The organism is Nocardia brasiliensis NBRC 14402 (genome assembly GCF_000308475.2).
Classification (GTDB): domain Bacteria; phylum Actinomycetota; class Actinomycetes; order Mycobacteriales; family Mycobacteriaceae; genus Nocardia; species Nocardia brasiliensis.
The window spans coordinates 100,870-126,450 of sequence record NZ_BAFT02000054.1; the positions used below are offsets into that span (position 1 = coordinate 100,870).

19 protein-coding genes and 1 pseudogene are annotated in these 25,581 nt (G+C 68.3%); 10 read left to right on the forward strand and 10 right to left on the reverse strand.

Annotation, left to right across the window (positions count from 1 at the left end; all coding sequences use genetic code 11):
* The first annotated feature begins 4 nt into the window (after positions 1-4).
* From TY25_RS16685 to TY25_RS16695, 3 genes are all read left to right on the forward strand, one after another.
* Complete coding sequence (locus tag TY25_RS16685; RefSeq protein ID WP_042257162.1) at positions 5-1,351, forward strand: protoporphyrinogen oxidase; 1,347 nt, start codon at positions 5-7, stop codon at positions 1,349-1,351.
* A gap of 318 nt (positions 1,352-1,669) precedes the next feature.
* Positions 1,670-2,365, forward strand: a complete 696-nt coding sequence (gene hemQ, locus TY25_RS16690; RefSeq protein WP_042257163.1) for a hydrogen peroxide-dependent heme synthase — start codon at positions 1,670-1,672, stop codon at positions 2,363-2,365.
* Positions 2,366-2,464: 99 nt separating this feature from the next.
* Positions 2,465-2,671 carry a hypothetical protein gene (locus TY25_RS16695; RefSeq protein ID WP_042257166.1) on the forward strand — a complete coding sequence of 69 codons (207 nt, stop codon included), beginning with the start codon at positions 2,465-2,467 and terminating at the stop codon, positions 2,669-2,671.
* A gap of 237 nt (positions 2,672-2,908) precedes the next feature.
* Here TY25_RS16695 and TY25_RS16700 read toward each other — a convergent pair whose 3' ends face one another.
* Positions 2,909-3,517 carry a TetR/AcrR family transcriptional regulator gene (locus tag TY25_RS16700; RefSeq protein WP_052383016.1) on the reverse strand — a complete coding sequence of 203 codons (609 nt, stop codon included), beginning with the start codon at positions 3,515-3,517 and terminating at the stop codon, positions 2,909-2,911.
* A gap of 55 nt (positions 3,518-3,572) precedes the next feature.
* On the opposite strand from TY25_RS16700, the gene TY25_RS16705 reads away from it, so the two are divergent.
* Entirely contained in the window at positions 3,573-5,018 is a 1,446-nt protein-coding gene (locus tag TY25_RS16705; protein ID WP_042257167.1) for a M14 family zinc carboxypeptidase, read from the forward strand.
* Positions 5,019-5,299: 281 nt separating this feature from the next.
* Here TY25_RS16705 and TY25_RS16710 read toward each other — a convergent pair whose 3' ends face one another.
* Complete coding sequence (locus TY25_RS16710) at positions 5,300-6,643, reverse strand: flavin monoamine oxidase family protein (RefSeq protein ID WP_226887247.1); 1,344 nt, start codon at positions 6,641-6,643, stop codon at positions 5,300-5,302.
* A gap of 18 nt (positions 6,644-6,661) precedes the next feature.
* Positions 6,662-8,032, reverse strand: a complete 1,371-nt coding sequence (locus tag TY25_RS16715) for a flavin monoamine oxidase family protein (protein ID WP_042257169.1) — start codon at positions 8,030-8,032, stop codon at positions 6,662-6,664.
* A 64-nt stretch (positions 8,033-8,096) separates the two neighbouring features.
* Here TY25_RS16715 and TY25_RS16720 point away from each other — a divergent pair, with 64 nt between their 5' ends.
* The 4 genes from TY25_RS16720 (at position 8,097) to TY25_RS16735 (ending at position 17,119) form a co-directional block, all read left to right on the forward strand.
* Positions 8,097-8,699: a TetR/AcrR family transcriptional regulator gene (locus TY25_RS16720; protein WP_042257171.1), complete on the forward strand. Its 603-nt coding sequence runs from the start codon at positions 8,097-8,099 to the stop codon at positions 8,697-8,699.
* 766 nt (positions 8,700-9,465) lie between these two features.
* Positions 9,466-14,775, forward strand: a complete 5,310-nt coding sequence (locus tag TY25_RS16725) for a type I polyketide synthase (RefSeq protein ID WP_081868918.1) — start codon at positions 9,466-9,468, stop codon at positions 14,773-14,775.
* Positions 14,776-14,850: 75 nt separating this feature from the next.
* Complete coding sequence (locus TY25_RS42715) at positions 14,851-16,182, forward strand: NAD(P)/FAD-dependent oxidoreductase (RefSeq protein WP_042257174.1); 1,332 nt, start codon at positions 14,851-14,853, stop codon at positions 16,180-16,182.
* Positions 16,142-17,119, forward strand: coding sequence for a spirocyclase AveC family protein (locus TY25_RS16735; RefSeq protein WP_162184208.1), 978 nt, complete (start codon positions 16,142-16,144; stop codon positions 17,117-17,119). The genes TY25_RS42715 and TY25_RS16735 overlap by 41 nt, the downstream gene beginning before the upstream one ends.
* Before the next feature lie 12 nt (positions 17,120-17,131).
* Here TY25_RS16735 and msrB read toward each other — a convergent pair whose 3' ends face one another.
* The 4 genes and pseudogenes from msrB to TY25_RS16755 form a co-directional block, all read right to left on the reverse strand.
* Positions 17,132-17,575, reverse strand: coding sequence for a peptide-methionine (R)-S-oxide reductase MsrB (msrB, locus tag TY25_RS16740; protein ID WP_042257176.1), 444 nt, complete (start codon positions 17,573-17,575; stop codon positions 17,132-17,134).
* Entirely contained in the window at positions 17,575-18,888 is a 1,314-nt protein-coding gene (locus TY25_RS16745; RefSeq protein WP_042257178.1) for a glycosyltransferase family 87 protein, read from the reverse strand. Before TY25_RS16745 ends, msrB begins: the two co-directional genes overlap by 1 nt.
* Positions 18,889-18,972: 84 nt before the next feature.
* Positions 18,973-20,531, reverse strand: a pseudogene (locus TY25_RS16750) (alpha/beta hydrolase).
* A 68-nt stretch (positions 20,532-20,599) separates the two neighbouring features.
* Entirely contained in the window at positions 20,600-21,361 is a 762-nt protein-coding gene (locus TY25_RS16755; RefSeq protein WP_042257179.1) for a pyrimidine reductase family protein, read from the reverse strand.
* Between the two features lie 35 nt (positions 21,362-21,396).
* Between TY25_RS16755 and zapE the strand changes: the two genes are divergently transcribed.
* Both zapE and TY25_RS16765 read left to right on the forward strand, forming a co-directional pair.
* The gene (gene zapE, locus TY25_RS16760) at positions 21,397-22,413 is read left to right on the forward strand and encodes a cell division protein ZapE (RefSeq protein WP_042257181.1); all 1,017 of its coding nucleotides are present in this window, start codon (positions 21,397-21,399) and stop codon (positions 22,411-22,413) included.
* Positions 22,414-22,460: 47 nt separating this feature from the next.
* Entirely contained in the window at positions 22,461-23,255 is a 795-nt protein-coding gene (locus tag TY25_RS16765; protein WP_042257183.1) for a tyrosine-protein phosphatase, read from the forward strand.
* A 2-nt stretch (positions 23,256-23,257) separates the two neighbouring features.
* Here the strand turns inward: TY25_RS16765 and TY25_RS16770 are convergent, their stop codons facing one another.
* From TY25_RS16770 to TY25_RS16780, 3 genes are all read right to left on the reverse strand, one after another.
* Positions 23,258-23,737, reverse strand: coding sequence for a GbsR/MarR family transcriptional regulator (locus TY25_RS16770; RefSeq protein WP_052383017.1), 480 nt, complete (start codon positions 23,735-23,737; stop codon positions 23,258-23,260).
* Positions 23,738-23,864: 127 nt separating this feature from the next.
* Entirely contained in the window at positions 23,865-24,632 is a 768-nt protein-coding gene (locus TY25_RS40605) for an efflux permease Rv1217c-related protein (RefSeq protein WP_052383018.1), read from the reverse strand.
* A gap of 32 nt (positions 24,633-24,664) precedes the next feature.
* Positions 24,665-25,552 carry an ABC transporter ATP-binding protein gene (locus tag TY25_RS16780; protein ID WP_042257185.1) on the reverse strand — a complete coding sequence of 296 codons (888 nt, stop codon included), beginning with the start codon at positions 25,550-25,552 and terminating at the stop codon, positions 24,665-24,667.
* Positions 25,553-25,581: the final 29 nt, after the last annotated feature.

Below are 25,581 nucleotides of genomic sequence, written 5' to 3' on the forward strand. Positions count from 1 at the left end.
AGGCATGAGGATCGCGGTGGTCGGCGGCGGGATCAGTGGATTGGTCGCGGCGTATCGGATGCGGACGTTGCTGGGGACCGAGGCCGACATCGTGGTGCTCGACCGGGCCGAGCGGCTGGGCGGCATCCTTTACACCGGTGAGCTCGCCGGGGGGCCGTTGGATCTCGGGGCCGAGGCCTTCGTCGGCCGCAGACCCGAAGTCCCCCAACTGCTTCGCGAACTCGGGCTGGAAACCCAGCTCGTGACGCCCGCGGGGCTGCGTCCGCTGCTGTGGTCCGGCGGGGTGGCGCATCCGCTGCCCGAGCGGACGCTGATGGGCATCCCGTCGGACGCGGAGTCGATGCGCGGTCTGGTCGATGCGGAAACCCTGGCCAAGATCGCCGCGGAGCCGCAGCGGCCGCTGATCTGGGAGCCGGGCGCCGACATCGACGTCTATCAACTGGTCGCCGACCGCTTCGGTGCGCAGGTCGCCGACCGCAGCGTCGACCCGCTGCTCGGCGGCGTGTACGCGGGCAGTTCCCGATCGATCGGCGTGCGCGCGGCGCTGCCGACGCTGGCCGCGGCCCTCGACGACGGCGCGCCCAGTCTCACCCACGCGGTGGCGGTGGCGCTGCCGCCACCGTCCAACGCGCCCGTGTTCGGCGGAATCAAAGACGGATACCGGGTACTGCTGGAAGCGCTGGCGGCCCGATCCGGTGCGAAGTTCGTGACGGCGACGCCCGCGACCCGCCTCGCGCGCGGATTGCGCGGATGGGTCATCGATCCGGTCGGCGCGGTGGACGCCGTCGTGCTCGCCACCCCCGCGCCGGTGACCGCCCGGCTGCTCGGCGCCGTCGCACCCGACGCCGCGACCGCGCTGGCGAGCATCGAGTTGTCCTCGTCCGTCGTTGTCGCCCTTGCGCTTCCGCTGGAAGCCGAGCTGCCGCAGCATTCCGGGATTCTGGTCGCCACCGGAGAGTCGTTGCGCGCCAAGGCTTTCACCCTGTCCAGTCGCAAATGGACGCACCTTGCCCAGCGCGACACCGCGCTGGTGCGCGTCTCGTTCGGGAAATTCGGCGACGACAGCACCCTGTCCTGGTCCGATACCGACCTGATCACCACCGCCGCGGCGGACCTGGCCACCGTCACCGGCACCGTCATCGCGCACACCGACGCCGCCGTCCAGCGCTGGCGCGGCGGCCTGCCCCAATACGCCCCCGGCCACACCGACCGCATCGCCGCCGCCGAATCCGCCGTCGCCGCCCTCGACGGCCTGGCCCTGGCCGGCGCCTACCTGCACGGCGTCGGCGTCCCCGCCTGCGTAGCCTCCGGCACCGCCGCCGCCCAGCACATCGCCGCCACCCTGAACTGAACGCCCGCCAGCGTTCGCCGCTCGGCAGAGATTCGGTGACCTGCCGTGATCCAGTAGCCGGTCGCCGTCCGATGAGCGTTGGTGGCCTGGCGTGCAGGCGGCGGCCTGAGGAGCGTTGGTGGCCTGGCGCGCGGTCGCGGTCTAGCGTGTGGCGGTGGGGCCCGCCGCACCCTACAGTGCGGGAGTCCTACCGGCGCAGCAGGTTTCGCGTTTGTTGTGCGAGTGCGTCGGCGCCTGCGGCGGTTGCTGACATGCGGGCAACGGGGCGTGAGCTACCGCACGGCGGTGGCGGGTCGGGGGAGTGGCACGATGGGGGGTATGGCGCGACTGGACTATCAAGCACTCAATTCGACGATCCGGTACCTGATGTTCTCGGTGTTCCAGGTGCAGCCGGGCCTGCTCGGCGAGGACCGGGCCGCGGCGATCAAAGAGGCGCGGGCGTTCTTCGAGGGCTTGGCCGACCGGGAGGTCGTGGTCCGCGGCGTGTACGACGTGGCGGGGATGCGCGCCGACGCGGACTTCATGATCTGGACGCACGCCGAACGGGTCGAGGACCTGCAGGCCGCCTACGCGGATTTCCGGCGCACCACCGAACTGGGCCGCGCGAGCGCGCCGGTGTGGAGCAACGTGGCGCTGCACCGCCCGGCCGAGTTCAACAAGAGTCACGTCCCCGCCTTCCTGGCCGGTGAGGATCCGGGCAACTACATCTGCGTGTATCCGTTCGTCCGCTCCTACGAGTGGTACCTGCTGCCCGACGAAGAGCGCCGCAAGATGCTCGCCGACCACGGCAAGGCCGCCCGCGGCTACCCGGACGTGCGCGCCAACACGGTCAGCTCGTTCGCGCTCGGCGATTACGAGTGGATTCTGGCGTTCGAGGCCCCGGAACTGCACCGCATCGTCGACCTGATGCGCGACCTGCGCGCCACCGAGGCGCGCCTGCACGTCCGTGAAGAGGTCCCCTTCTTCACCGGTCCCCGCGTCGAACTCGACAAGCTCATCACCGCACTGCCCTGATCCACGGCGGCCGGCCCCGGTGGAATTCCGGGCATGCCCGCGGGCCCGGCTCTCGCTACGCTGCCTCCAGGTCGGGGTTCACGACTCGGAGGACGAACCATGTTGCGTACCAAGCGTTGTGCCGCCGCAATACTGGTGACGGCCGCGGTGCTGACCGGCGCCGCGCCGCTCGCCACGGCGGCACCGTCGCCGGTCGGCGCCGAGACGAGCATCTTCTCCGGCTCCGCCGACCTCACCAAGCAAATCGAGTACATCGCGTGCCTGATCCGGATCCACCTGGTCGGCGGTGCGTGCCTGCCGAAGTAGCGCCACAGAGCAATCGCCCGGCATGCCCTGAGTTTTCGGGGCATGCCGCGTCATGTCCGAAACCGTAGAGTTCGGCCCAGCGCGGAACTCCGTTGCGCTGCCCGAGGGGTGCAGTCGCAGCGCGAGGTGCGCCCCGCCAACTCCCGCACCCTTTCTGCGACGAAACCCGGCGTGTCCCATGGCGAGTCGAGGTGCGGGAACGCAGAAGGGGTGCGGGAAACAGTAGTCCTCGCCGGTTCACGCGTCCGGCGTGTCTACCAGCGTGGTCAGTTGGACCGCGCTCGCCAAGACGAAATCGCGGTCCACACTGTCCGGATCGATCACCGCGTGTTGCGCGAAGCCGGTGACCAGGGCGTGCACCGCCTGCGCCAGCTGCTGGGCCTGCTCGGCCGTGGTGCGCGTCGCGCCGATCCGGCGACCGGTGAACAGCGTCGCGAGCAGGCCGGGGGTACTCGGCACCTGTGTGTCGACCTCGGACATCAGCTGCGGGTCGCGTAGCGCGGCGGCCAAGCCCTCTAGTTCGAACGCGAAGTGCTCCCGGGCGTGGGGTGCGCCCGTCGAGTCGAGTACGGCTCTCGCGTAACCGCGTACCACCGCGCGCAGATCCAGTTCCGGGTCCGCCAGCGGCCGCAACGTCTGCTGGTACTCCTCGACCATGCGCTTGGTGGCCGCGATGAGCAGCGCGCGCTTGCTGCCGAAGATCGAGTAGATCGCGCCGGTGGTGAGCCTCGCGCGCGCTGCGATATCGGTGAGCCGGGCCGCCTGGTAGCCGTGCTCGGCGATGTCGGCGATGGCGGCATCGATCAGAGCGTGCTGGTTGACCTCCCTGGTCTCTGCGCGGCGCATACCGACGATGATAATCTGATTACTGAAATAATCGAATTATCGAAACGAGCTGTGCATGACCGAGCTGAATCGTCGAACTCTGCTGAGCCTGACCGCCCTGGCCTGTGCCACCCTTGCTGCCGGATGCGGCCGTGAAGACACGCCTGACGCGACGGACGAGGTCGCCCGGATCGTCGGCCGGGTCGAGCCCCTGGACGCGTTCCCCAAAGTGGACGAACTGAACAGCGAGATCGACCGACTGCTGGCGGCTGCGCCGGATCGATTGCGGGTCACCGAGATCGGTCGCTCCCGCGCAGGCGATCCGATCCGTTCGGTGCAGGTGGGGACGGGTGAGCGGAACATCCTGGTGTTCGGCAGCCCGCACGCCAACGAGCCCATCGGCATGGCCACCATCGCGCATTTGGTCGGCAGGCTCGCCGCAGACGAAACCCTCTCAGCCGGTGCCACTTGGCATTTCGTGCTGTGCATCGATCCCGACGGCACCCGGCTGAACGAGGGCTGGTTCGCCGGCCCGCGCACCCGCACCGACGTCGCACGCCACTTCTATCGGCCCACGGTCACCGAGCAGCCCGAATGGGCGTTCCCGATCACCTGGCGTGGCACTCCGGTCGGCACACCGATGCCGGAGACCCGCGCCTTGATGACGTTGATCGACCGCACCCGCCCGACGCTCATCGCCTCGCTGCACAACGCGGACTTCGGCGGTGGTTTCTTCTACACCTCCGGCGGCGACCAGTCCTACTGGTCGGCGCTCACCGACTCGCTGACTGCGGCCGACGTGCCGATCTACACCGGTGCACCGGACGCGCCCGGCGGGCGAGCCTGGGCCCCCGGCGTTTTCGAGGTCCCCCGCTTCGACCAGATGGCCGACGCGCTGACCGAGGTGGGCGTGGATCCGGTGGCGGCGCTCGGCGGCGGTGGCTCGCGCGACTACGCCGCGCCGTACGGCACGGCCGTACTGGTGTCCGAGTTGCCGCTCTGGGTGGACCCCCGGATCTCCGACAAAGCCCCGAGTGCCCGCTCCCGTGGTGACCTCTTCGCCGCCACCGCCACGGCTTACCGCGAACTCGCCGCCAGCACCCGCGAATCGCTCGAACGAGTAGCGGATCGACTCGACGGCAGTACCCCACTGGAGCGTTCGGTGCGGGCAACGCTGGCCGATCTGCCGAACATGGCAACGGAGAAGGAGAAGGCGCCCGACCCCGACCGTCCGGCCACGCTCGGCGAGATCTTCGTCGAGAACTACGTCTGGCTCGGCATGTTCCGACTCCGTGTCGGCGGCATGATGTGCCGCGTCCTCGACGACCTCGCCACCCGACGACCCGACGACGCCCAGGTGACAGCCGAACGCCGGCGCTTCGGCGCGATCTTCGACCAATGGAGCGCCGAGGTCGAGCGCCACGCCCCAGGTCAGCCGGTGCCCCTGGCGCGGCTCGTCGAGATCCAGTCCCGCGCCATCGTCACCGCAGTACTGCGATCCCGAGCGGGCCAACCGATCTGAGGTCTCGGCATCGGCGTACACGAGGCCGACCACCGGAGCTCAGGCCATTCAGTCAGTGGGACTGTCCGAATGTCTGGTCGATGATGTGACGAGCGGCCAGGATCAGGTTGTTGTTGCTTTCGGCGGGCAGAGCGGCGCATTCATTGCGGGTTCGGGCACCGTTGAGGCATACCTGCAACTTGCGAAACGAGTGTCACAGACGAGTGTGCCGAAGCAACCCGACGGATCGGCGTTCAACAGGGCGGCCCGGCCACCGCCGTTTTCGAGCCCGGCTGGTCTCGCTACGCGAGGCCGTCGAGAACCTCGCGGGCTGCGCGCTGGCCGGATTCGATGGCACCGTCGAGGTAGCCCGGGTGGTCGACCGCGGTTTCGGTACCAGCCCAATGGATGTCGCCGACCGGTGGGAACAAGGTGGGTATGGTCGCGTTGGTGGTGCCGGGTTCGGGAAGCGCGGTGTAGCCGCCCCCGACGTGGTCGTCGAGATGCCAGGCTTTCTCGTGCCAGCTCACCGGCTCGAGGACCTCGGTGCCCAGCCAGGAGACCAGGGGGCCGAGGACGGTTTCGCGCCGGGACGCGACGTCGAGGTGGTCGAGGGTGCGCGCGTGCGGGCCGCCCACCAGCATGCACAGGTGGCCGGGGCCGCCGGGCGGGCTGGTGTCGAACACGGCGATCCCGGGCGTATCCAGAACGATGATCTCCGTGTTCTTGCTCCGGTCTCGCCAGAACGGCCTCGGGAACACGGCGATCGCTTTGTAGACCGACCCCATGTAGGTGCGGGCCGCGACGGCGCTGCGATCCGGCGGCAGGGACGGCCGGAAATCGATGCGCTTCAGCAACGGGGGCGGCACTGTCACAACGACTTTGGTGGCGGTGATCGTCCCGGCGGTCGTGGTGAGGGTGCGGCCGTCGGCGCCTTCGGCGATCGAGGTGACGCGATGTCCGGGACGGACACGGGGACCGAGTTCGGCGGCCAAGCCGTCGATCAGGGTGCCGACGCCTTCGACCAACAGACTCTCCTGCGCACCGCCCGTGGTCGACAGCATGTTCCGGAGTCCACCCTGCAGGCGGATCAACCTCATCATCGCCTGCACCGAGAACCGGTCGAGGTCGGCGCACCACGACGTCATGGCGGCCAGTTCCAGCACTCGCCGGGGCGTGCGCCCGGGCACCTTGGCCAACCAGTCCGCGACGGTGGTGGTACCCCACCGCTGGGGCGGATGGCTGCGGGACAACGCCTCGAGTCCGATCAGAACAGTCGCGGCCGCCAGCATGGACGGCGCACCCAACGGCACCTGGTGAGCGCCGTCGAGGATGGTCGGCCGCTGCCTGGTGTGCATGCGGAACTGGGTGGCGCCCAGTTCGGCCGCCAATGCGGCGATGCGGGGATGGTCGTGGCCGATCCACTGCCCGCCCAGATCCACGCGTGATCCCAGCGCGGTGGTCTCACTCATCACGCGCCCACCCAACCGGTCGGCGGCTTCGAGCACGAGCACATCGACACCTGCCCGATGTAGAGCGCGGGCCGCTGTCAGTCCCGCCAGCCCGGCGCCGACCACCGCCACGGTCGCGGTGGTCGGCATCGAGCCTGAGGTGTCCTCGGTCTGCATCCGGTGTTTGCTGCTCATGTCTGCCTTTCCGGGCGGCTATCTGTCGGCCGCAGCGGTCGTTCGGGCACTGCTGATCTCCCTGGCGGCGCGGTGACCGGACTCGGCGGCGCCGTCGATATAGCCGGGCCAGACGGTTGCGGTTTCGGTGCCTGCCCAGTGCAGCGGGCCGATGGGGCGGCGCAGCGCGGGCCCGAACCGGGTCAGGGTGCCGGGTGTAGTGAACGCGCCGTAACAGCCGCGGCTGTATTCCTCTTCGGCCCAGTCTTTTTCGATGTAGTCGAGGGGTTGGCGGGCGCGCGGGCCGAAGTATCCGGCCAGGTCCTCGAGCACCAGTGCGCGCCGCCGTGCCAGATCCAGTCGGGCGCTGGTGTCGGCGTGGCGGCCCTCGAGAAACCCGACGAGCACGCCCGGGCTACCGGCGAAGGGCGTGTTGTCGAAGACGGTGCCCAGGGCTCGCCGGTCGCTGTTGGCCTGTCCGGACCAGCCTTCGGCCCGCCAGAACGGTTCGTCGTAGACGACGTTGACCTTGATCACCCGGCCCATCGGCATGCGCTGCACGAGTTGGTCGCGATCACCGGGCAGGCCCGGGGTGAACCAAATCCGGGCGGCCAGCGGCGGTGGCACCGCGATCACGGCGCGGCGCGCACGCACCATCCCACCATTGGCGTGGACTCGCACTCCGGTGTCGTCCCAATCGATTTCGGTGACCGGACTGTCGAGGACGATCTGTTCCCCGAGTTCGTGAGCCAGGGCCAGCGCGATGGTGTGGGTGCCGCCCACGACCCGGTCCTGCTGGGCACCCCCGACGACATTGATCAGCGCGTCGAGCCCGCCGGCGGCACCGATATAGAAGTTCGCCCACAGCGCCGACATGTCCTGCGGCCCCGTGGAGAACACGGCTTCGGTGATCAATCGGAAGAAGGCTCGCCCGCCGGAGGTGCGTGCGTGGTCGCGCAGCCACGTGTCGAAGGTCTGCGCATCCAGGGACTCCGCCAGCCTGTACTCCCATGGCTCGGTCCGGGCGACTTTGCGTGCCAACCGGTCCAGGCGAAAGCGCGCCTGGGCGATATCGACCAACGTCAGCGGATCGACCCGCGGAATACGACCGGTGTGTTCCGAGCGAGAGCCGCCCAGCTCGGCGATGTGACGCCCAGCGGTGTGCGTGGGATAGGTCCGCAGCCCCAACTCGCCGATCAACGCCATTACCCGATGCTGCGTCGGGCCGACCCACTGACCGCCGACTTCGATGGGCGAGCCACCGGGCAGTTCAGCGTTGAGCACACGGCCGCCCACTCGCTCACGCGCCTCGAGGACCAGCACCTCGGATCCGCCGCGCATCAAGTCCCGCGCAGCGACGAGGCCCGCGATACCGGCGCCAACGATCACCACATCCACCGTCTTGTCCATCCAGGCGACTCCGATCAATGCACTGTGCATCTGACATACACGCTGTATGTGCTAAACGTAGCGTATGGAGTCTTTGCGTGACAAGCACGTCGAGAACACCCGGCAGACGCTGCTCGAGACCGGGGCTCGCCTGTTCGCCGAACGGGAGTACGCCGATCTGTCGGCAGAGGAGCTGGTGCGTGCCGCCGGCCTGACCCGCGGCGCGCTCTATCACCACTTCGACGGCAAGAAGGGCCTGTTCGAAGCAGTCCTCGACGAACTCGAACAGCAAGCGGCACAACGTATCCGAGCCGCGATCAACTCGTCGGCCGATCCCTTGGAAGGCGTCGGCCGCGCGATGGAAGTCTTTCTCGACATCTGCACCGAACCCGCCTATCGCCACATCGTGCTGCTACAGGGCCCCATCGCGCTGGGCTGGCGACGCTGGCGCGAAATCGACCAGCACCACCTCAACGGACTCGTCGTAACCGCCGCCCGGAACCTGCTCGATGCCGGGCGAATACAGCCACACCCGCCCGAACTACTCGCCCGCGCTTTCTACGGCGCCCTCACCGAAATGTCGCTCGCCATCGCCGAATCCGGCGATCTCGCTCGCAGCCGTGCTCGAGCAGTAGAGCTGGCCCGGGCCATGCTCGGCGGGCTGATCACCGGCGCCGCACCGCACTGAACCTGCACGGGAACGAGACCGTCGCCATCAGGCCGTGGGGTGATCTCCGCAGCCGACCTCGAGCGTGCCGAATCCCGCTCGCAGCAGAGGTGCCGCAGACTCGAGGTGGCGACCTCGACCGGCCAGAAACAGATTGCGCTTGCGGCCGCACATAGGCGCGCACAAGTCCCGTCGGGGGACGTCGTCGACGGTGACGGTCCAGTAGGCGTGGTGCGGTGCCGCCGAGATGGCTGTATCCGCGGGGTGCGGGTGGTCGAGAATTAAAACCTTCCAGTCGGTCGACACCTGGAATACTGGATTCAATTCTCCTTCCGGAGATCTACTGCTGATGCAACAATATGTGTACTCGAGAAAGCGGGTCGCTCCTCGACCGGAGCGTCAGAGAATCGCCGCAGGGCAACTTCCCAACGGTCAGAAGGCCAATCCCCGCCTAAAAAGCTTTACCCGGAAAGCCTTGCGACGCTTGCCCTCCCGTTGCATCGGGGCTGCTGGTGTCGCCGTGGTCGGACTCCGAAGAACTTCATATCCCGACGTCGTATCGAGCTGTGTGTCCATGCGTTCATTCAACGCGCGGGCAACGCCGGCATTATCGGTTGGATCCAAACCGGTCGCGGTGCTGAGCAGTCCCAGACAATACATGGTCCTCGAATCGGCACCGAACTGACATTCGGCGTCATATTGCCGATCCCGCGGCGTTGCGGATCCAGCATCGGCTCGACTGAAGGTCGATTTGTCGTGCTTCAAAATTTATGGGAGGTGGCTGATCATGTCGGCTTCGGCGGAAGACCCGGTGGCGATCATTGGTATGGGGTGCCGGTTGCCGGGCGGGGTGAGTTCGCCGGCGGGTTTGTGGGATCTGGTGACCAGTGGTCGCGAGGCGGTAGGGCCGGTGCCGGCCGCGCGCTGGGATGCGGCTCGGTTGCAGGGGTTTCAGCATCCCGATGGCGTGAATCGTTACGGCATGGGGTGTTTCGTCGAGGGGGATCCGTGGTCGTGGGATCCGGAGGCGTTCTCGGTGGCGCCGGTGGAGGCGGCGTGGGTGGATCCGCAGTTCCGGATGCTGATGGAGGTGTCGTGGGAGGCGGTGGAGCATGCCGGTCTCCCGATCGACCGGGTACGCGGCTCGCGGACGGGCGTGTACATGGGGGTGTACTCCCCGGACAATCTGTGGCGGGAGGCCAGACCGGTTCAGGACGCGCTGGATTCGCTGTATCTGTTCGGCAATTTCCACGCCGGTGCCGCGGGCCGCGTCGCGTTCGGCCTGGATCTTCGTGGTCCGGTGATGGTGATCGGGACGCATTGTTCGTCCGGTCTGGTCGCGGTCGATGTGGCGTGCACACAACTCACCGCCGGCGATTGCGAACTGGCGCTGGCCGGGGCCGTGATGCTGATGATCGCGCCGGAGACCCACCATCTGGAGGCGCCGTACCTGCTGTCTCGGCGCGGCCACTGCCACGCTTTCGACGACCGGGCCGACGGATACGTGCGCGGCGAGGGCGCGGGAGTGCTGGTGCTGAAGCGGTTGGCCGACGCGCGCCGGGACGGCGATCGCGTGCTGGCGGTGATCCGGGGATCCGGCACGAACAACGACGGGCGATCCGGTCGCCTGACCGCGCCGTCGACGGTGTTGCAGCAGCAGCTGTTCCGACATGTGGTGGCGCGCGCGGACATCGATCCCGGTGAGGTGGGTCTGGTGGAGACGCACGGGCCGGGTACCGCGGTGGGCGACCCGGTGGAGTTCGAGTCGTTGGACGCGGTGTACGGGATCGGCCGCGGCGCTTGCGCATTGGGTTCGGTGAAGACCAATATCGGGCACACCGAGCCGGTTTCGGGGATCGCCGGCACGATCAAGGCGGTACAGGCGTTGCGCCACGGGCGGATTCCGCCGAATCTCAACTTCCGGACCTGGAACCGCCAGATCACCCGACGTGAGAATTCCCGGTTGTTCGTGCCCACCGAGTTGCAAGAATGGCCGGTCGCGGACGGGGCCCGGCTGGCGGCCGTGTCCTCCTACGGGCTGGTCGGCACCAACGCACACCTCGTACTCGAACAGGCGCCCACCGGCTCTGCGCCACGGGCGGTGACCGGCCGCACCGCACCCGCTTCGAACTCGTCTCTCGACGTGTTCCTGCTCTCGTCGGGTTCGTCGGAAACCTTGGTACGCAACGCGATCGGACTTGCCGACTGGCTCGACAGCGATATCGAGGGCAGGGCGACGCCGCCGGCCGACCTCGCGCACACACTGAACACCCGCCGCTGGCACGCGCCACACCGGGCCGGGTTGATCGCCGCGGATCGTGCCGAGATCGTCCGGTCCGCGCGTGCCTTGGCAGCCGGACACGACAGTGACTCGGTGGTGTCGGATACGGTGCGGCTGCCCGACGGGCACGCCGGTCCCGTATTCGTCTACACCGGACAGGGATCGCAATGGCCAGGCATGTGCCAGGGCCTGCTGGACACCGAACCGGCGTTTCGCCGGACCATCGACGAACTCGCACCGCTGGTCCGCGCCGAGAGTGAGTTCTCGCTGCACGAGATGCTGCGTGATCCCGCGCGGTTGCGCGGGATCAGGCGAATACAGCCCACGCTGTTCGCGGTTCAGCTCGCGCTGACCGAACTGTGGCGATCGTGGGGCGTGCACCCCGCCGGTGTCATCGGGCATTCGATGGGGGAGGTGGCCGCGGCCGTGGTGGCCGGGGCGCTGGAACCGGCCGACGCCGTCGCGGTGATCTGCCGGCGATCGGCGTTGATGCACATGATCGCCGGCGGCGCGATGGTCTCGGTACTGCTGGGCGCCGCCGCGGTGGCCGCCGATCTCGACCGTGCCCGCGCTGATCGGGTGTCGGTCGCGGTGCTCGCGGCACCGAACTCGACCGTGGTCTCCGGTGATCCGGCACAGATCGCCGAGCTGGTGCGGGAGTGGAACGCCCGCGACGTCCTGACCCGGATGATCGACGTCGACGTCGCGTCGCATTCCGCGCACGTCGACCCCATCCTCGACAGGTTGCGCACCACCCTGGCCGAACTCGCCCCGCGCCCACCGCGATTGCCGTTCTACTCCACGGTTACCGACGATGCGTGCGATCCCGGCCCGCTCGACGCTCAGTACTGGGTGGACAATCTGCGTCGCCCTGTGCGGTTCGCCGCCGCCTGTGCGGCCGCCGTGACGGCGGGGCATCGCCTCCTGATCGAGAGCTCCCCGCACCCCCTCGCGGTCGGCGCGATCATCGACAGCACCAGCGATCTCGGCATCGAGGACGTAGTCGCGCTCGGTACCCTGCGCCGCGACACCCCGGACCGCCACGCCTTCCTGACACAGCTGCTGAGTGCGCATTGCGCAGGCGCGCAGGTCGATTGGTCGTGCCGTTACCGCGACGGTGCGCTGGCGGAGCTGCCGCCCACGGCATGGCGCCGGATTCGGCACGGCGGCACCGCGCCGCCCTACCAGCTCGTCGCACCAGGTCTGGTCGGGGCCGATCAGCATCCGCTGCTCGGCGGGCATGTGCACGACCCGGAAAACCCGGGGCGGCATCTGTTCCAGACACCGATCAGTCCGGCTCGGGTGCCGTGGCTGGCCGATCACCGAGTCGCCGATGTACCGGTGCTGTCGGGCACCGCGATCGCCGACATGATGCTCACCGCGGCGACGCGCGTATTCGACACGCACAGCGTCGCACTGTCCGGTCTGATTCTCGACAAACCGCTGGTGCTCGCGCCGGAACCAACGGTCACCACGTGCCTCACGCCCAGTGCCGAGCACGAGTACCGAGCGCACGTGCGGGCCGCGACCGAGCACGGTTCGGTAGTGCATGCCCGCGCAACGGTGCGGGCGCTGCCCGCCCAGCCCGGGGCCGGCTTCGCCGCGCCTGCCGAGGACGACCCCGACTGGCAGGACGTAGTACCCGCGGAACTGTACCGGCGATTCGAGCAACGCCACAGTGTGCAGCACGGCGCCGCTTTCGCCGCCACCGAACGCCTGCGACTGCACGCGGACAACACCCACGCGATCGGGACGATCCGAATCCCCGACACCGCGCGCGTGTCCGCTTGGACGATGACGGCCCACCCTGCGCTGATCGACGCCATGGTGCAGACTGCCGCGTCGATCTGGCTGCTGCGCCACGACACCGAACCGGGACCGGTGATGGTCGCCGGCATCGGCGACATCCGAATCCACGGACGGGTCGGCCACACCCGGCTCGCACACGTCACGGTGACCGCGAGCAGCCGCCTGGAATTCACCGCGAACGCCGTGCTGACCACCGCGGAGGGTTCGGTCACCGCCGAGATCGATGAACTGCGTCTGGTGAACATCACCTCGCCCGAGCAACGGTTCCAGCAACGGGTCGCCCATCAGACATGGGAGCCGGTACCGCCCCCGGACGACACCGGTGCCACGGCCACCCGCACCCGATGGCTGGTCGTGGCCGAACCCGAAACCGACTGGGGCCCAACCCTGACCGAGGCCCTGGGCGCAGGCGCGCGGACCTTCGTGCACCCGCTCGCCGATCCCGGCGTCTTCGCCGACCAGTTCACCGCCGCGCTCGGACACGACAATGTCGCGGGATCGACCGAGCGCTGCGCCGGCGTCGTGATCGCGGTACACGACCGCGATCCCGACGCCGGCCCGAACTCGCCGACCACGGCGCGCGCCCAGGTCACCCGCGTGGCCGCAGTCCTGGCCGTACTCGCCACCCTGGCGAAACCACCACGCCTGTGGCTCGCCCTGCACAGCCGCAACGGTCACCCCTCCCCGGCAGCCGGCGGCTTATCGGGCTTGCTGCGCAGCGCCGTCTACGAATGCCCGCAACTGGTCCCCAGCATGGTGCGCACCGACGGCAGTGTCGCGGTCACCGACATAGCCCGCGACCTGCGCACCGCTGCTGAGATACCCACAGAGATCGCTTGGCGCCAGGGCGGACGCCACCTGGCGCGGCTACGGTTGGGCCTGCCCGCGCCCTGCCCGGCGTCGGCCCTGGACACCCCGGTGCAACCCGACGCCGCCTACCTGGTCACCGGCGGCGTCGGAGCACTCGGACTGACCGCAGCCCGATGGCTGGCCGCGCGCCGCGCCGGACACCTGGTGATCTGTGGCTGGAACGCCCCCTCACCCGAGGTCCGAACAGCCTTGGACAGCCTCCGCGACGGAGGCACCGGTGTCTCGGTTGTCGTCGGTGACCTGGGCGATGCCCGCACCGCCGAACGCGCCATCACCACCACTGAGGGCTATCCACTGCGCGGCATCATCCACTCGGCGGGCGTGGTCGACGACGCCACGTTGACCACCCTCACCCCCGAGCTGATCACTCGCGTGTGGCGCGGCAAGGTCGACGGGGCCTGGGCCTTGCACGCAGCCCTGCAACGCCGTGCTGTGCCGTTGGATTTCTGGGTCAACTACTCCTCGTGCGCGGCGCTGCTGGGTTCCCCCGGGCAAGCCGCCTACGCCGCGGCCAACGCCTGGCTCGACGAGTTCACCGCATGGCGCCGCGCCCAAGGGCTGCCGGCCAGCGCTATCCAGTGGGGTGCGTGGGGTGATATCGGCCGCGGCCGGCACATGGCCGAGCGCGGCCTCGGCCTGATCGACCCCGCCGAGGGCACCGACGCACTGGAACGAACCCTGATCGCAGGGTACGGCCAGATCGCTTACGCCCCGGTGGATCTCGATCGCTGGCTGGAGCCCTATCCGCACGCGGCGGCCAACACCCTGTTCGCGGAGGTGGTCGACACCGCCGCCGAAGACGACACCAGCCCCGTCGTGGCCGAACTACTGTCGGCCACCGGCGACCACCACCGCCGCGGCATCCTGGAACGGCACATCATCGACTGCGTCCGGCAAGTCCTGGGCGGCACCGCGCGCCACATCACCGCGTCCACGAGCCTGGTCATCCTGGGCATGGACTCGCTCGGGGCGGTTCAGCTACAAAACCAACTCGGCCGCACCCTCGGCATCGTGCTCGATCCCGGCGTCGTCTGGGTCCGCCCCACACCGGCCGCGCTCGCCGAATGGATCGCCGAACGAATGGGCCACACCGACACTTCGTCCGAGACCGTGCACGGGGAGCCGGTATCGCCATGACGGCCGCAACGGCGCGGCACCGCGTAATCGGCAATATCGCGGCGCTACCGGCTTCTTCGATCCGGAGGTGAACTCATGCGGGCGGTGATTCTCGGCGGCAGCATCGCTGGTCTGCTGGCCGCCCAGGCGCTGGCCCAGTACGTCGACGAAGTTGTTGTCGTCGAACGGGATCGGCTCCTCGCGGGGCCCCGGCCGGGTGTGCCGCAGTCGGCCCACCTGCACGCGCTGGTGCACCGGGGACTGCGCGAGATCGAGCACCTGCTACCGGGATTCGCCGCCGACCTGGTCGCGGCCGGCGCCGGAGCCTTCGATTTCGCCGCCGACGCGGCCATCTACAATCCGACAGGCTGGAGCAAGCGGTTCCGCTCGTCGTTGACGATCTATGGCGCCAGCCGAGTGCTGATGGAATCGGTTCTGCGAGAACGTGTCCGCATGCACCCACGCGTCCATCTGCGCTGCGGGCATGCCGTCGAGGGCCTGATCGGCGACGCGAGGACCGTCACCGGGGTCCGGCTGCACGCGACTCCCGCACCCATCGCCGCCGACCTCGTCGTGGACGCCACCGGCCGCGGTTCCCGCGCCACGCACTGGCTGACCGAGCTGGGCTGTCCGCCGGTGCCGGAGGTCGTGATCGACGCACACATCGGCTACGCCAGCCGACAATTCGAGATCCCCGAACATCACCTGGGCGACTGGCACGCCTGCTACATCCAGCTCGCCGCACCGGATCGTCCCCGCGGGGCGGTACTCGCTCCCATCGAAGACAACCGCTGGATCGTCAGCCTGCTCGGGGTCAAGTCCCACCGTCCGCCCACGGCGGAGGAGAACTTTCTGCGTTTCGCCCGCAGTCTGCCCACCCAAGCCATCGCCGACGCCCTCACCGAAGCCACACCCCTGACCCCGATCATCGCCACGCATGCCACGAGCAACCGCCGCCGGTACTTCGAGCATGCGCACGGCCAACCGACCAATCTCGTCCACCTGGGCGACGCTGTGTGCAGCCTCAACCCCATTTATGCCCAAGGCATGAGCACCGCGGCCGCCGGCGCCGCACTACTGGCGCAATGCTGCCGAGCCCGGCCCCATCGCACCGACCTCGCCCCTCGATTCCACCGGCGACTCGCCCACATCAACAACTGGGCCTGGCAACTGGCCACGACCACTGACCTGAGCTGGCCCACCACCGCCGGCGGCCCACCAACACTGATCCAACGCGTCACCGACCGCTACGCCAAGCATGTTTTCACCGGCGCCACCGACAACCCACAGGTCGCGCGCGCGGTACTCGACGTGCTGCACCTGCTACGACCGCCACGCTCGTTGCTGGCCCCGCCCACCCTTATCCGCACGCTACGAGGAGCACACGTTGACCATCGACACCGCAGCCGCCCCCCGACCAGCAACTGACAAACACAGCTGGTTCCTGCTGCCTCGCCCGGCCTGGACCACGTTCGGCGTGGTGACGCTGGTGGTGCAGCTGATCATCTTCGTCCGCTGGCTCGCCGACGGCGGACACCGGCTCGCCCCGGCCCGGGACTCCGACAACAACTTCCCGATCGTCACCGAACTGGTGATCTGTGCTTTCTACAGCGCGATCATCGTCGCCGGTTTGGCGGTCTACCTGCGCCGGATGCGCAGAGAGGGGCGAATGAATCTCGAACTCGCGCTCTGTCTCGGGACTTTGCTGTCGCTATGGATCGAACCTCTGGTCAATCTCCGGACCCAAGTCATGCAGTACAACGCCAACGGTGTCGCCGTCATATCCTCCTGGGCGCCCTACGTTCCCGGCTGGTCCGGCGCTCCCGCACACTACGAGCCCACCCAGCTGCTCATCCTCGTCCCCGCCTGGGTAGGCGGCGCCGTCGCCGGCATGACCGCGTGCAGCCTGCTCATTCGACTACGCCGTCGCTACCGGCTCAGCACCGCACGCTTCATCCCCCTGCTCGTCGGGACCAGTGTGCTGTTCACCCTTCCCGCAGATCCGCTCTTCTATGCCCTGGGTTTCTTCCGCTGGGACAGTGGAATCGAGGGGTTCACCCTCTTCTCCGGCACCTGGCACCAATTCCCACTCTACGAAACCATCTCCTTCAGCATTCTCATGCTCAGCTACCTCAGCTTCTACTACTGGTACAAAACCAAAGGCACACAGTTCTTCGAACCAGCGGTCACCGCACCCCGGCCCCTGCAACGCGTCATCCCCGTACTCGCCGTCATCGGCGTCACCAACGCCATAATGATCCTCTACATATTCATCCTGGGATCATTCGGCCAATTCGGCACCATCAGCCCCGCGGAGCTCCCCGAGTTCTGGAGTGTTCCTATTCCGCCGAACTCAGCCGGGTAGATTCCCCGCGAATCAGCTGCTGGACCCGTCTGCCGGCACCAGCCGCAGCGAGATCGAGTTGATGCAGTAGCGCTTGTCGGTGGGGGTGCTGTAGCCCTCGCCCTCGAAGACGTGGCCGAGGTGGCTGTGGCAGTTCGCGCACAGCACTTCGACGCGGTGCATGCCGAGGGTGTCGTCGGCTTTCAGGATCACCGCGTCGGATTTCGCCGGGTCGAAGAACGACGGCCAGCCGCAGTGCGAGTCGAATTTCTCGGTGCTGCGGAACAATTCGGCCCCGCAGGCCCGGCACTCGTAGACGCCGTCGGTTTTGGTGTCGGTGTATTCACCGACGAAGGGGCGTTCGGTCGCGGCCTCGCGCAGCACCGCGTACTCCTCGGGGTTCAGCTTCAGTCGCCACTCCTGCGGCGTGAGCTGGATCCGCGGGGCAGGCAGGGAGGTGTCGGCTTCGGAACTCATCACTCCACGCTAATAGGTTTGGCGACAACTGTCGCCGAACCGTTGGCCGAGCTGGGCTTCTCGGTCGTGGGTGCGGGGGCCGCGGCGGGCACCGGCTTGATCCAGGTCGGGTCGATGCCGAACTGCAGCCGCCCTTCGCGGCGCGCGGACAGGTACCGCTCACCCAGCACACAGAACACGACCAACAGCAGCAGCCCCCAGCCGAAGGTGATGCGCAGGTATTCGACGTCGCGACCCCAGTGCTGCCAGCCCGGACGATCCGAGAGCCACTTGTCGTAGCTCATGAAACCGAACACCGCGAGCCAGGCGGGCCAGTTGCGCAGCACCGAATTGCGCAGCACGACGGTCATCAGGAACGGGAACAGCATCATCGAGTAGTACATCTGGCCCAGCGAGGGCAGCAGGAACATCGCGGTGAGCAGCACGCCGGAGGACGTGCACACGAAGAACAGTTCGTCTTCGCGGTAGTACCGGTACAGCAGCCAGAGCGAAATGGCGACGAGCACGCCCATGCCCAGGCGCATGCCCCAGATCAGCCAGGGCGGCAGACCGTAGTACTCGCCGTTGCCCGCGATCGCGCTGTTGAAGTAATCGCGCGTCTCGAACAGGTACGGCGCGGTGTGACTGAAGAATTTCTCCGGGTCCACCGACAGCGGCCATGCGATCGCCATCAAGGCGACCGGCACGCCGATGGCGGTGATGAAGACCTTCCACTGGCCTCGAACAAGGGCGATGAGAAGTAGCGGCACCAGCGTCGGTTTCACCGCGAGACTCAACCCGAGTGCCGCCCCGGCCCACAGATCACGACGTTTGAGCAGCAGGTGCAAGAAGATCAGCTCGGCGGCGAGGATACAGCCGTTGACGTTGGTGAAGACCAGTGTGTTGGTGACGGTCTCGGACAGGAACATCGCGAACAGCAGCACCGGCGCGACCACCGAACTCACCGTGAACCGGAACAACCGGAGCAGCAGATACCAGGCGAGGATGATCGCGATGACGTTCACCAGGATGAACAGCCAGCGCGCCTTCTCGTAGTCGTGCACCCAGGCCACGGGCGCGATCAGCAGCGTGCCGCTCGGGTAGTACAGGTAGTGCGGATCGACCGAGTCGAAGTTCGCCCAGTACACCGGCCGCCGGTTCAGGAAGTCCAGTGATGCCTGGTAGACCGGCCGGAAGTCGTCGGTGATGTACCCGTTGACAGCCTTGATGAAAACCCGGTTCAGCACGGTCATGACCGCGATGGGCCAGAGTGCGAACTTGATCACCTCGGCGGTGGTGCGAGCGGTGCGGGGCTCGAGCTGTCGAAGGAACACTGGGGCACGGTACACCGAATCCCCTTGATCCGGTTGCCCGGACCTCTTCGACGCGCCGCTAGGAGCGCTGTTCGCGGGGTCGGATCAGGCCGGGCAGGCGGTGCCGTCGGCGGGCAGCTTCGCCTCTTTCAGATAGTCGACCAAGAGGCGTTGGGCACAGGTCGAATGATTGGTCACCGGATGGCCCCAGCCCTGCCAGGTGACACCGGCCTGCCTGGCGCCCGCCTTGCCGAGCGCACCGGCCACCGAGGCCTGGCCCGCGTTGCCGACTACCGGGTCGGCGATGCTGCCGAGGACCAGCACCGGGAGGTCGAGTTTCTCGGGCAGTTGCGGTGCGGTGGACACCGGCCAGGCCGAGCAGTCCATCAGCGAGATCGCCTTCGCGCGGCCGAACACCGGGTATTTGCTGCCCCAGGTGTTCATCAGTTCCTTGGCCCTGGTCGGGGTCGGCGGTTGCTGAATATCGGTGCAGCGGTTCACGAATTGGCCGTCGCCGCTGATCGCCGCGGATTCGCGTTCGATCATGGTGGCGAGCGCGCCGCGCTCACCGCGCCCGGCGGCCGAGAGCGCGTCGGCGAGTTCGCGCACCCGGTCGGCCTGGTCCGCGCGCGGGCCGCCGAGGAAGCCGGACACCGCGGTGAGCAGCGCGTTGGCCGAGATATCGCCGAGCTGGCCGGAACCGGCACGATTCACCAGATCGGTGACCGCGGCCCGCGGGTCGGGCCCGAGCGAACAACCGAGTCCGGTGCAGCGCTGCGCGAACGCGGTCAACGCCGCTTCCGCGCCTTCGAGCTGCTGTTCAGCGCGGGTGGTCGCGTCGACGGCGACCGCCTCGGGGGAGTCGAGGACGAGCCGGGCCAGGTGATCGCCGTACTTGCGGGCGTAACTCAGGGCGACTTTCGCGCCGTTGCCGGTGCCGAGCAGCGCGATGTGCTCGACCTGCCACTGCTTGCGCAGCTGTTCGATGTCGTCCGCGGCGTGCGGCGCGTCGAAAGTGCCCTCGTACGGTTGCAGGAAGTCGCGGCAGGCGATGGTGCCGTCCTGGCTGAACCCGGTCACCGCCTCGACCGGATCGGCTGCGCCGGGCCCGAATTGGGCGTTGTCGGCCATGCCCTTGCGGATCTCGGGCGGCAGGCAGTCGATCGGCTGCGAGCTGCCGATGCCGCGGCGGTCCACCGCGACGACCGGCCGGGCGGCCAGCAGCGCGCTCGCCGGTCCGGTGGCCAGCCCGGCGAGGGTGGCCGTCGAGGATCGGTCCGAGCCGGAGGTGAGCACCAGCGGTGCCGCGTCCGCGGGGGTCTGCGGCAGCTTGGCCCGGATGGCGGCGGCCCGGAAGTTGCCGAGCACCGAGCCGGCCGCGTCGATCGGGGTGGAGTACTCGGCGCAGTCGAGCACCAGGCCCGCCGGGGCCGGTCCGAACCCGAGCAGGTCCAGGGTCGGCTTGGTGCATTCGCGCCACGCCAGATCGGTTTTCGGCAGCTCGGCGCTGGGCGGCGGGGCGGGGCGGGCGAGGTGGTGGCGACGTCGCCGCCGACCCGCTGGCGCTCGACGGCCACACCGGGACGGTCAGAGGGCCCCGCCCCGCATCCGGCGATAACGATCGAGAGTGTCGCGGCCAGCACGACGGCCCGAGTCCAGCGCATGCGCTACAGCCTGCCAGGTTCGGCCCGGTCTTTCACACAGCAGGGGTCGACGAGCCGCGACGGCGTGGCTATCGGCGAACCCAGCGGGTCAGCATGGTGCCGTCGTCGTCGAGCAGCAACTGTGCGCGGCGCATGCGCAGCTGGAACTCGTGCGCGGACAACGAGATCCGCCGGGCCGTGCCGCCGAGCAGGATCGGCGCGGTGGTCAGGCACAGCTCGTCGACCACGTCGGCGGCCAGCAGTTCGCCGAACAAATGCGGTCCGCCCTCGCAGAGCACGCGATAGAGGCCGCGCTCGGCCAGCACGCGCAGCAGCCCCTTGGGCGTGACGGCGAGATCGCCCGCCTCGATCACCTCCGCGCCCGCGTCGGCGAGTTGCTGTTTGCGGTCGGCGGGCGCGGTGGTCGTGGTGATGATCAACGGCGGGACCGTCGTGTCGGTGAGCAGCCGGGCGCCGAGGTCGATCGCCGCGCTCGCGGTGACCACCGCGATCGGCGGCGGCGTACCGTCCGGATGGCCGCCCGCGCCGCGCCGATGCAGTGCGCGCCGCAGCTGTGCGTCGGTGCGCGCGCCGCCGTAATTCTCCGAACGGACCGTGCCCGCGCCGACCAGCACCACATCGGCCAGGTCGCGCAGCATCAGGAACACGGCCTTGTCCGCGGGCGTGCCGAGGCCCTCCGATCGACCGTCGCTGGTGGCGGCGCCATCGATGCTGGACACGAAATTGGCGCGCACCCATGGTGCGGACAGATTTTCGGGGTAGGCGTACACCTGCGCGAGATCGCCCGGAGCGAGGTCTGTGAGCTGGGTCGCATTGTGGATACGCTGCATGAAGGTAGATCACACCACGTCACTAGGCTCCGCATATGCAAGAACGCCTCGTCGACCGTCACCCGGAGGTTCCGGCCGACCAGCTCGTCGCCCAGATGGTGCCGCCGCCCATGTTCGATGAGGTCAGTTTCGCCTCCTACATTCCCGACCCCAAAGAGCCCAGCCAGGCGGCCGCGGTGCGCAAGGCCGAGGAGTTCGCGGGGGAGGTGGCCAAGATCCACAAGGCCACGAACAAGAAGAGCTTGTTCGGCAAGAAGAAGCCGGTCTCCGGCGCGGGCCTGTACCTCGACGGCGGGTTCGGCGTCGGCAAGACCCACCTGCTCGCCTCCATCTTCCACAGCGCGCCCGCGCCGAAGTCGTTCGGCACCTTCGGTGAGCTCACCAATCTGGTTGGTGCCCTTGGCTTCACCAACGCGGTGGCACGGCTGTCGGCGAACAGTGTGCTGTGCATCGACGAGTTCGAGCTCGACGATCCGGGTGACACCATGCTGGTCTCGCGCCTGCTGACCGAGCTGTCCGCGAAGGGCGTCTCGATCGCCGCGACCTCCAATACGCTGCCGGGTCAGCTGGGCGAAGGACGTTTCGCCGCACAGGATTTCCTGCGCGAGATCAAGAAGCTCGGCTCGATCTTCGAGCCCGTGCGGGTCGACGGCCCGGACTACCGCCATCGCGATCTGCCGCCCGCGCCCGATCCGACCTCGCCCGAGGCGCTCACCGAACGGGCCGCCGCGACCAAGCATGCCACCCTCGACGAATTCGACGCGCTGCTGAAGCACTTGAGCACGCTGCATCCGTCGAAGTACGGCGCGTTGATCGCCGGGGTCTCGGCGGTGTTCATCTCGAACGTGCACCCGGTGACCGATCAGGCCGTCGCGCTGCGCATCGTGGTGCTGGCCGACCGGTTGTACGACGCGAGCGTGCCGGTCACGGTCTCGGGGGCCAAGCTGGACGAGATCTTCTCCCAGGAGATGCTCGACGGCGGCTACCGCAAGAAGTACCTGCGCGCCATTTCCCGGCTGCTGGCACTGTCGCGGTTCGAGGTGCCCGCGTAAACAGCCCCCCGGCTGGGGAGTTCGAACCACTGAATGGGAGCCAGCACATGACCCAGCGCTCGATGCGCGGCCCGATCGCCCTCGCCGCCGGCCTGGCCGTCGCCTTCGGTCCGGTGGCCGGGGTCGCGCTCGCCGATCCGCCCGCTGCGTCGGCGGTAGCGTTCGACCGGTCGCTGCACCTGCAGGGCGTACAGAATGCCCGCGACCTCGGCGGTTACCGCACGGTCGACGGCAAGACGGTCCGCACGGGACTGGTCTACCGCACCGGCCAGCTCAACAACGCCACGCCGGACGATCTCGCCGCGCTGGCCGACCGCAAGGTCCGCTTCGTGGACGACCTGCGCACGGTCTACGAGCGTGCGGTCGGGCCGGACAAGGTGCCCGCGGGCGCGGGCGCGCACTGGGACGACGTCATCGGCCAGGCGCCGCCGGAGGTGCTGGCGAGCACGCTCACCGGCGGCGACAGCCTCTACCGCGCCTTCATCACCGCGCCCGGCGCGAACGCGGCGTTCGCCTCGGTACTGCGCGACATCCTCGGCGCGGAGGACGGCGCGGTGCTGTTCCACTGCACCGCGGGCAAGGATCGCACCGGCTGGACCGCCGCCGTGCTGCTCACCCTGCTCGGTGTCGACCGCGCCACGGTGAACCAGGACTATCTGCTGTCCAACGAGTACCGCAACGCGCGGCCCGACGATGCGCTCAACGGCGTCCAACAGCCTTGGCTCGACGCGGCTTTCGATCAGGCGGAGCAGACCTACGGCAGCTTCGGCAACTACGTGCGCGACGGACTGGGCCTGTCCGCCGCCGACATCGCCGCACTGCGGGCCAAGCTGCTCGCCTGAGGTCAGGACCGCTGCTCGGCGTACCAGCGGTCGATCAGCGCGGGCAACTCCTTGCCCATCCAGACGAAGAACTCGTGCATATCGCGCACCCGGGCGGCCTGCTCGCCGTTCGGGTCGTCGAACAGCGCGAGGCCACGTGAGGTCATCGCGGTGAGGTCGCTGTACATGCCGCTCTGCTGGCGGGTGAGTTCGGGCAGGATGCCAGGACGGATCGCGTAGTAGTCCTTGCGATCGCCGGGCTTGGAGATCTTGTCCACCCAGCGCATGGTGACCAGGATCTTCAACGCGCCGGAGATCGAACCTTTGGACGCCTGCAGTGCGTCGGCGATCTGGCCGAACGTCTGCTCCGGCGGATTCGAGACGAGCAGCCACCCGGCGGCCCGTCCGGTCATCCGGACCAGGCCCATGCGTTCGAGTACCAGCGCGAAATCTTCGACGAAGGCCAATTGTTCCGGGGTAGGGGCGGTTTCGGCGCTGCTCACAGCCGCGCCTCGCGCGCGCTCGGTTCCACTGGGTGCATGGCTGGCTGGTACATGGTTCGAGTATCCCTTCGGGTGCACGCGGACAGGTGTACGGGGCGGCGGTCGCCCGCCGCCCCGTGTCGCTCGGTCAGACCGCGAGGTCGCGCCGGTCGAACGCGGCCAGTGCGAGGGCCAGGGCGACCGCCGCCACCGCGATCAGGACGATCAGGTGCGCGGCGTTCCAGCCGTTGACCACCGGCTTGTCGCCGACCGCGTAGTAGAACGGCGATATCCGCCGCAGCCAGTCGGCGCCGAGGGTGTTGGCGAAGTAGCCGCCGAGCGCGAGTACCGACGCCGAACCCAGTGCCAGCGCACGCTTTCCGGTGATCGCACCGGCCAGCAGCGCGATCGCGCCGACCGCCAGCGCGAGCAGGCCGAGCGCCACACTGGCCGCGATGATCTGCCCGGTGGGCACCACCATCTTTCCGGCCCGCGCGCCCGAGATCACGCTCAGCGCAAGCACTGTCGTGATCACCGTGATCTGCACCGCGAGCGCACCGAAGCGCTGGCTCAGCAGGTGGATCCGGCTGACCGGTTGGGCGAGCAGCAGATCCAGCGTGCCGTTCTCCTCCTGAGTAACCGAGCGGGCGGCGAAGGTCACCGCGAAGATCAGCATGAGCAGCAGGCCGATCATCGAATAGATCATCGAGTGCAGAAAGCCGGTGGCACTGGCGAAATCGCCCGCGCCGAGCGCGTCGTAGACGCGGTTCTGCTTGATGTTGTTCAGCGAGCCTTGTTCTTTCAGCGAGTTGAACGAGGGCAGATACAGCAGCGGGACCAGCGCGATGCCGATCGACCAGCCGATGAGGCCGCGGCGCTGTTCCTTCAACGTCTGCGTGAAGACCGAGCGAGTCATGACGAATTCTCCTGTGCGATAGGTGGTTCGAGTCAGCGGCCGTAGAGGCTGAAGAAGATCTGCTCCAGGTCCGGCTCGGTCGAGAGCACGCTCACCAGCGGGTATTTGGCCGCCATCTTGAACAGCCCGTCCACCTCGCCCTCGGTGGTGCAATGCAATGTCCGTCCGTCGATGGTCAGGTCCCGGACGCCGGGCAGCCGCGCGAAATCGTCGGCGAAGACGTCGGCGCCGAACACCAGCTCGACCGAACGCGGTGAGCGCCGCCGCAATTCGTCCACGTTCTCGGTGCCGAGCAGCTTGCCCGCGCGCATGATCACGGCGTGGTCGGCGGTCTGCTGTACCTCGCTGAGCACGTGTGAGGACATGAACACGGTCTGCCCGTCCGCCTTCGCCGCGGTGACCAGCTCGAGAAACCGTTGCTGCAACAGCGGATCCAGGCCGGAGGTCGGTTCGTCGAGGATCAGCAGATCGGGCCGATGCATGAAGGCGGCGACGATGCCGACCTTCTGTTTGTTGCCCTTGGACATGGCGCCGACCTTCTTGGACAGATCGAGATCGAGGAGCTCGGCGAGTTCGGTGATCCGGCGGGCGGGCACCGCGCCGCCGCGCTGGTCGGCCAGGAAGCCGAGCAGATCGCGGGCGGTGTTGCGCCCCTCCAGTGCCAGCTCGCCCGGCAGGTAGCCGATCCGCTTGCGCAGTTCCGCGCCGCCCTTGCGGGGATCGACGCCGAACACCTCGACGCGTCCCGAGGTCGGCCGGATCAGGTCGAGCAGGATGCGGATAGTGGTGGATTTGCCCGCGCCGTTGGGTCCGAGGAAACCGAACACCTCGCCTGCCCGCACGTCCAGGTCGAGGCCGGTGAGGGCGACGTGCTTGCCGTAGTGCTTGGTCAGACCCTCGGTGCGAATCGCGGCTGTCATGGAGTACTCCTGAGTACTGGATGTTCTGT

Excerpts from the sequence above, each read along its gene's own strand:
- TY25_RS16685 (WP_042257162.1), top strand. The coding sequence starts at position 5 with ATGAGGATCGCGGTGGTCGGCGGCGGGATCAGTGGATTGGTCGCGGCG.
- hemQ (WP_042257163.1), top strand. The coding sequence starts at position 1,670 with ATGGCGCGACTGGACTATCAAGCACTCAATTCGACGATCCGGTACCTG.
- TY25_RS16695 (WP_042257166.1), top strand. The coding sequence starts at position 2,465 with ATGTTGCGTACCAAGCGTTGTGCCGCCGCAATACTGGTGACGGCCGCG.
- TY25_RS16700 (WP_052383016.1), bottom strand. The coding sequence starts at position 3,517 with ATGCGCCGCGCAGAGACCAGGGAGGTCAACCAGCACGCTCTGATCGAT.
- TY25_RS16705 (WP_042257167.1), top strand. The coding sequence starts at position 3,573 with ATGACCGAGCTGAATCGTCGAACTCTGCTGAGCCTGACCGCCCTGGCC.
- TY25_RS16710 (WP_226887247.1), bottom strand. The coding sequence starts at position 6,643 with ATGAGCAGCAAACACCGGATGCAGACCGAGGACACCTCAGGCTCGATG.
- TY25_RS16715 (WP_042257169.1), bottom strand. The coding sequence starts at position 8,032 with ATGGACAAGACGGTGGATGTGGTGATCGTTGGCGCCGGTATCGCGGGC.
- TY25_RS16720 (WP_042257171.1), top strand. The coding sequence starts at position 8,097 with ATGGAGTCTTTGCGTGACAAGCACGTCGAGAACACCCGGCAGACGCTG.
- TY25_RS16725 (WP_081868918.1), top strand. The coding sequence starts at position 9,466 with ATGTCGGCTTCGGCGGAAGACCCGGTGGCGATCATTGGTATGGGGTGC.
- TY25_RS42715 (WP_042257174.1), top strand. The coding sequence starts at position 14,851 with ATGCGGGCGGTGATTCTCGGCGGCAGCATCGCTGGTCTGCTGGCCGCC.
- msrB (WP_042257176.1), bottom strand. The coding sequence starts at position 17,575 with ATGAGTTCCGAAGCCGACACCTCCCTGCCTGCCCCGCGGATCCAGCTC.
- TY25_RS16755 (WP_042257179.1), bottom strand. The coding sequence starts at position 21,361 with ATGCAGCGTATCCACAATGCGACCCAGCTCACAGACCTCGCTCCGGGC.
- zapE (WP_042257181.1), top strand. The coding sequence starts at position 21,397 with ATGCAAGAACGCCTCGTCGACCGTCACCCGGAGGTTCCGGCCGACCAG.
- TY25_RS16765 (WP_042257183.1), top strand. The coding sequence starts at position 22,461 with ATGACCCAGCGCTCGATGCGCGGCCCGATCGCCCTCGCCGCCGGCCTG.
- TY25_RS40605 (WP_052383018.1), bottom strand. The coding sequence starts at position 24,632 with ATGACTCGCTCGGTCTTCACGCAGACGTTGAAGGAACAGCGCCGCGGC.
- TY25_RS16780 (WP_042257185.1), bottom strand. The coding sequence starts at position 25,552 with ATGACAGCCGCGATTCGCACCGAGGGTCTGACCAAGCACTACGGCAAG.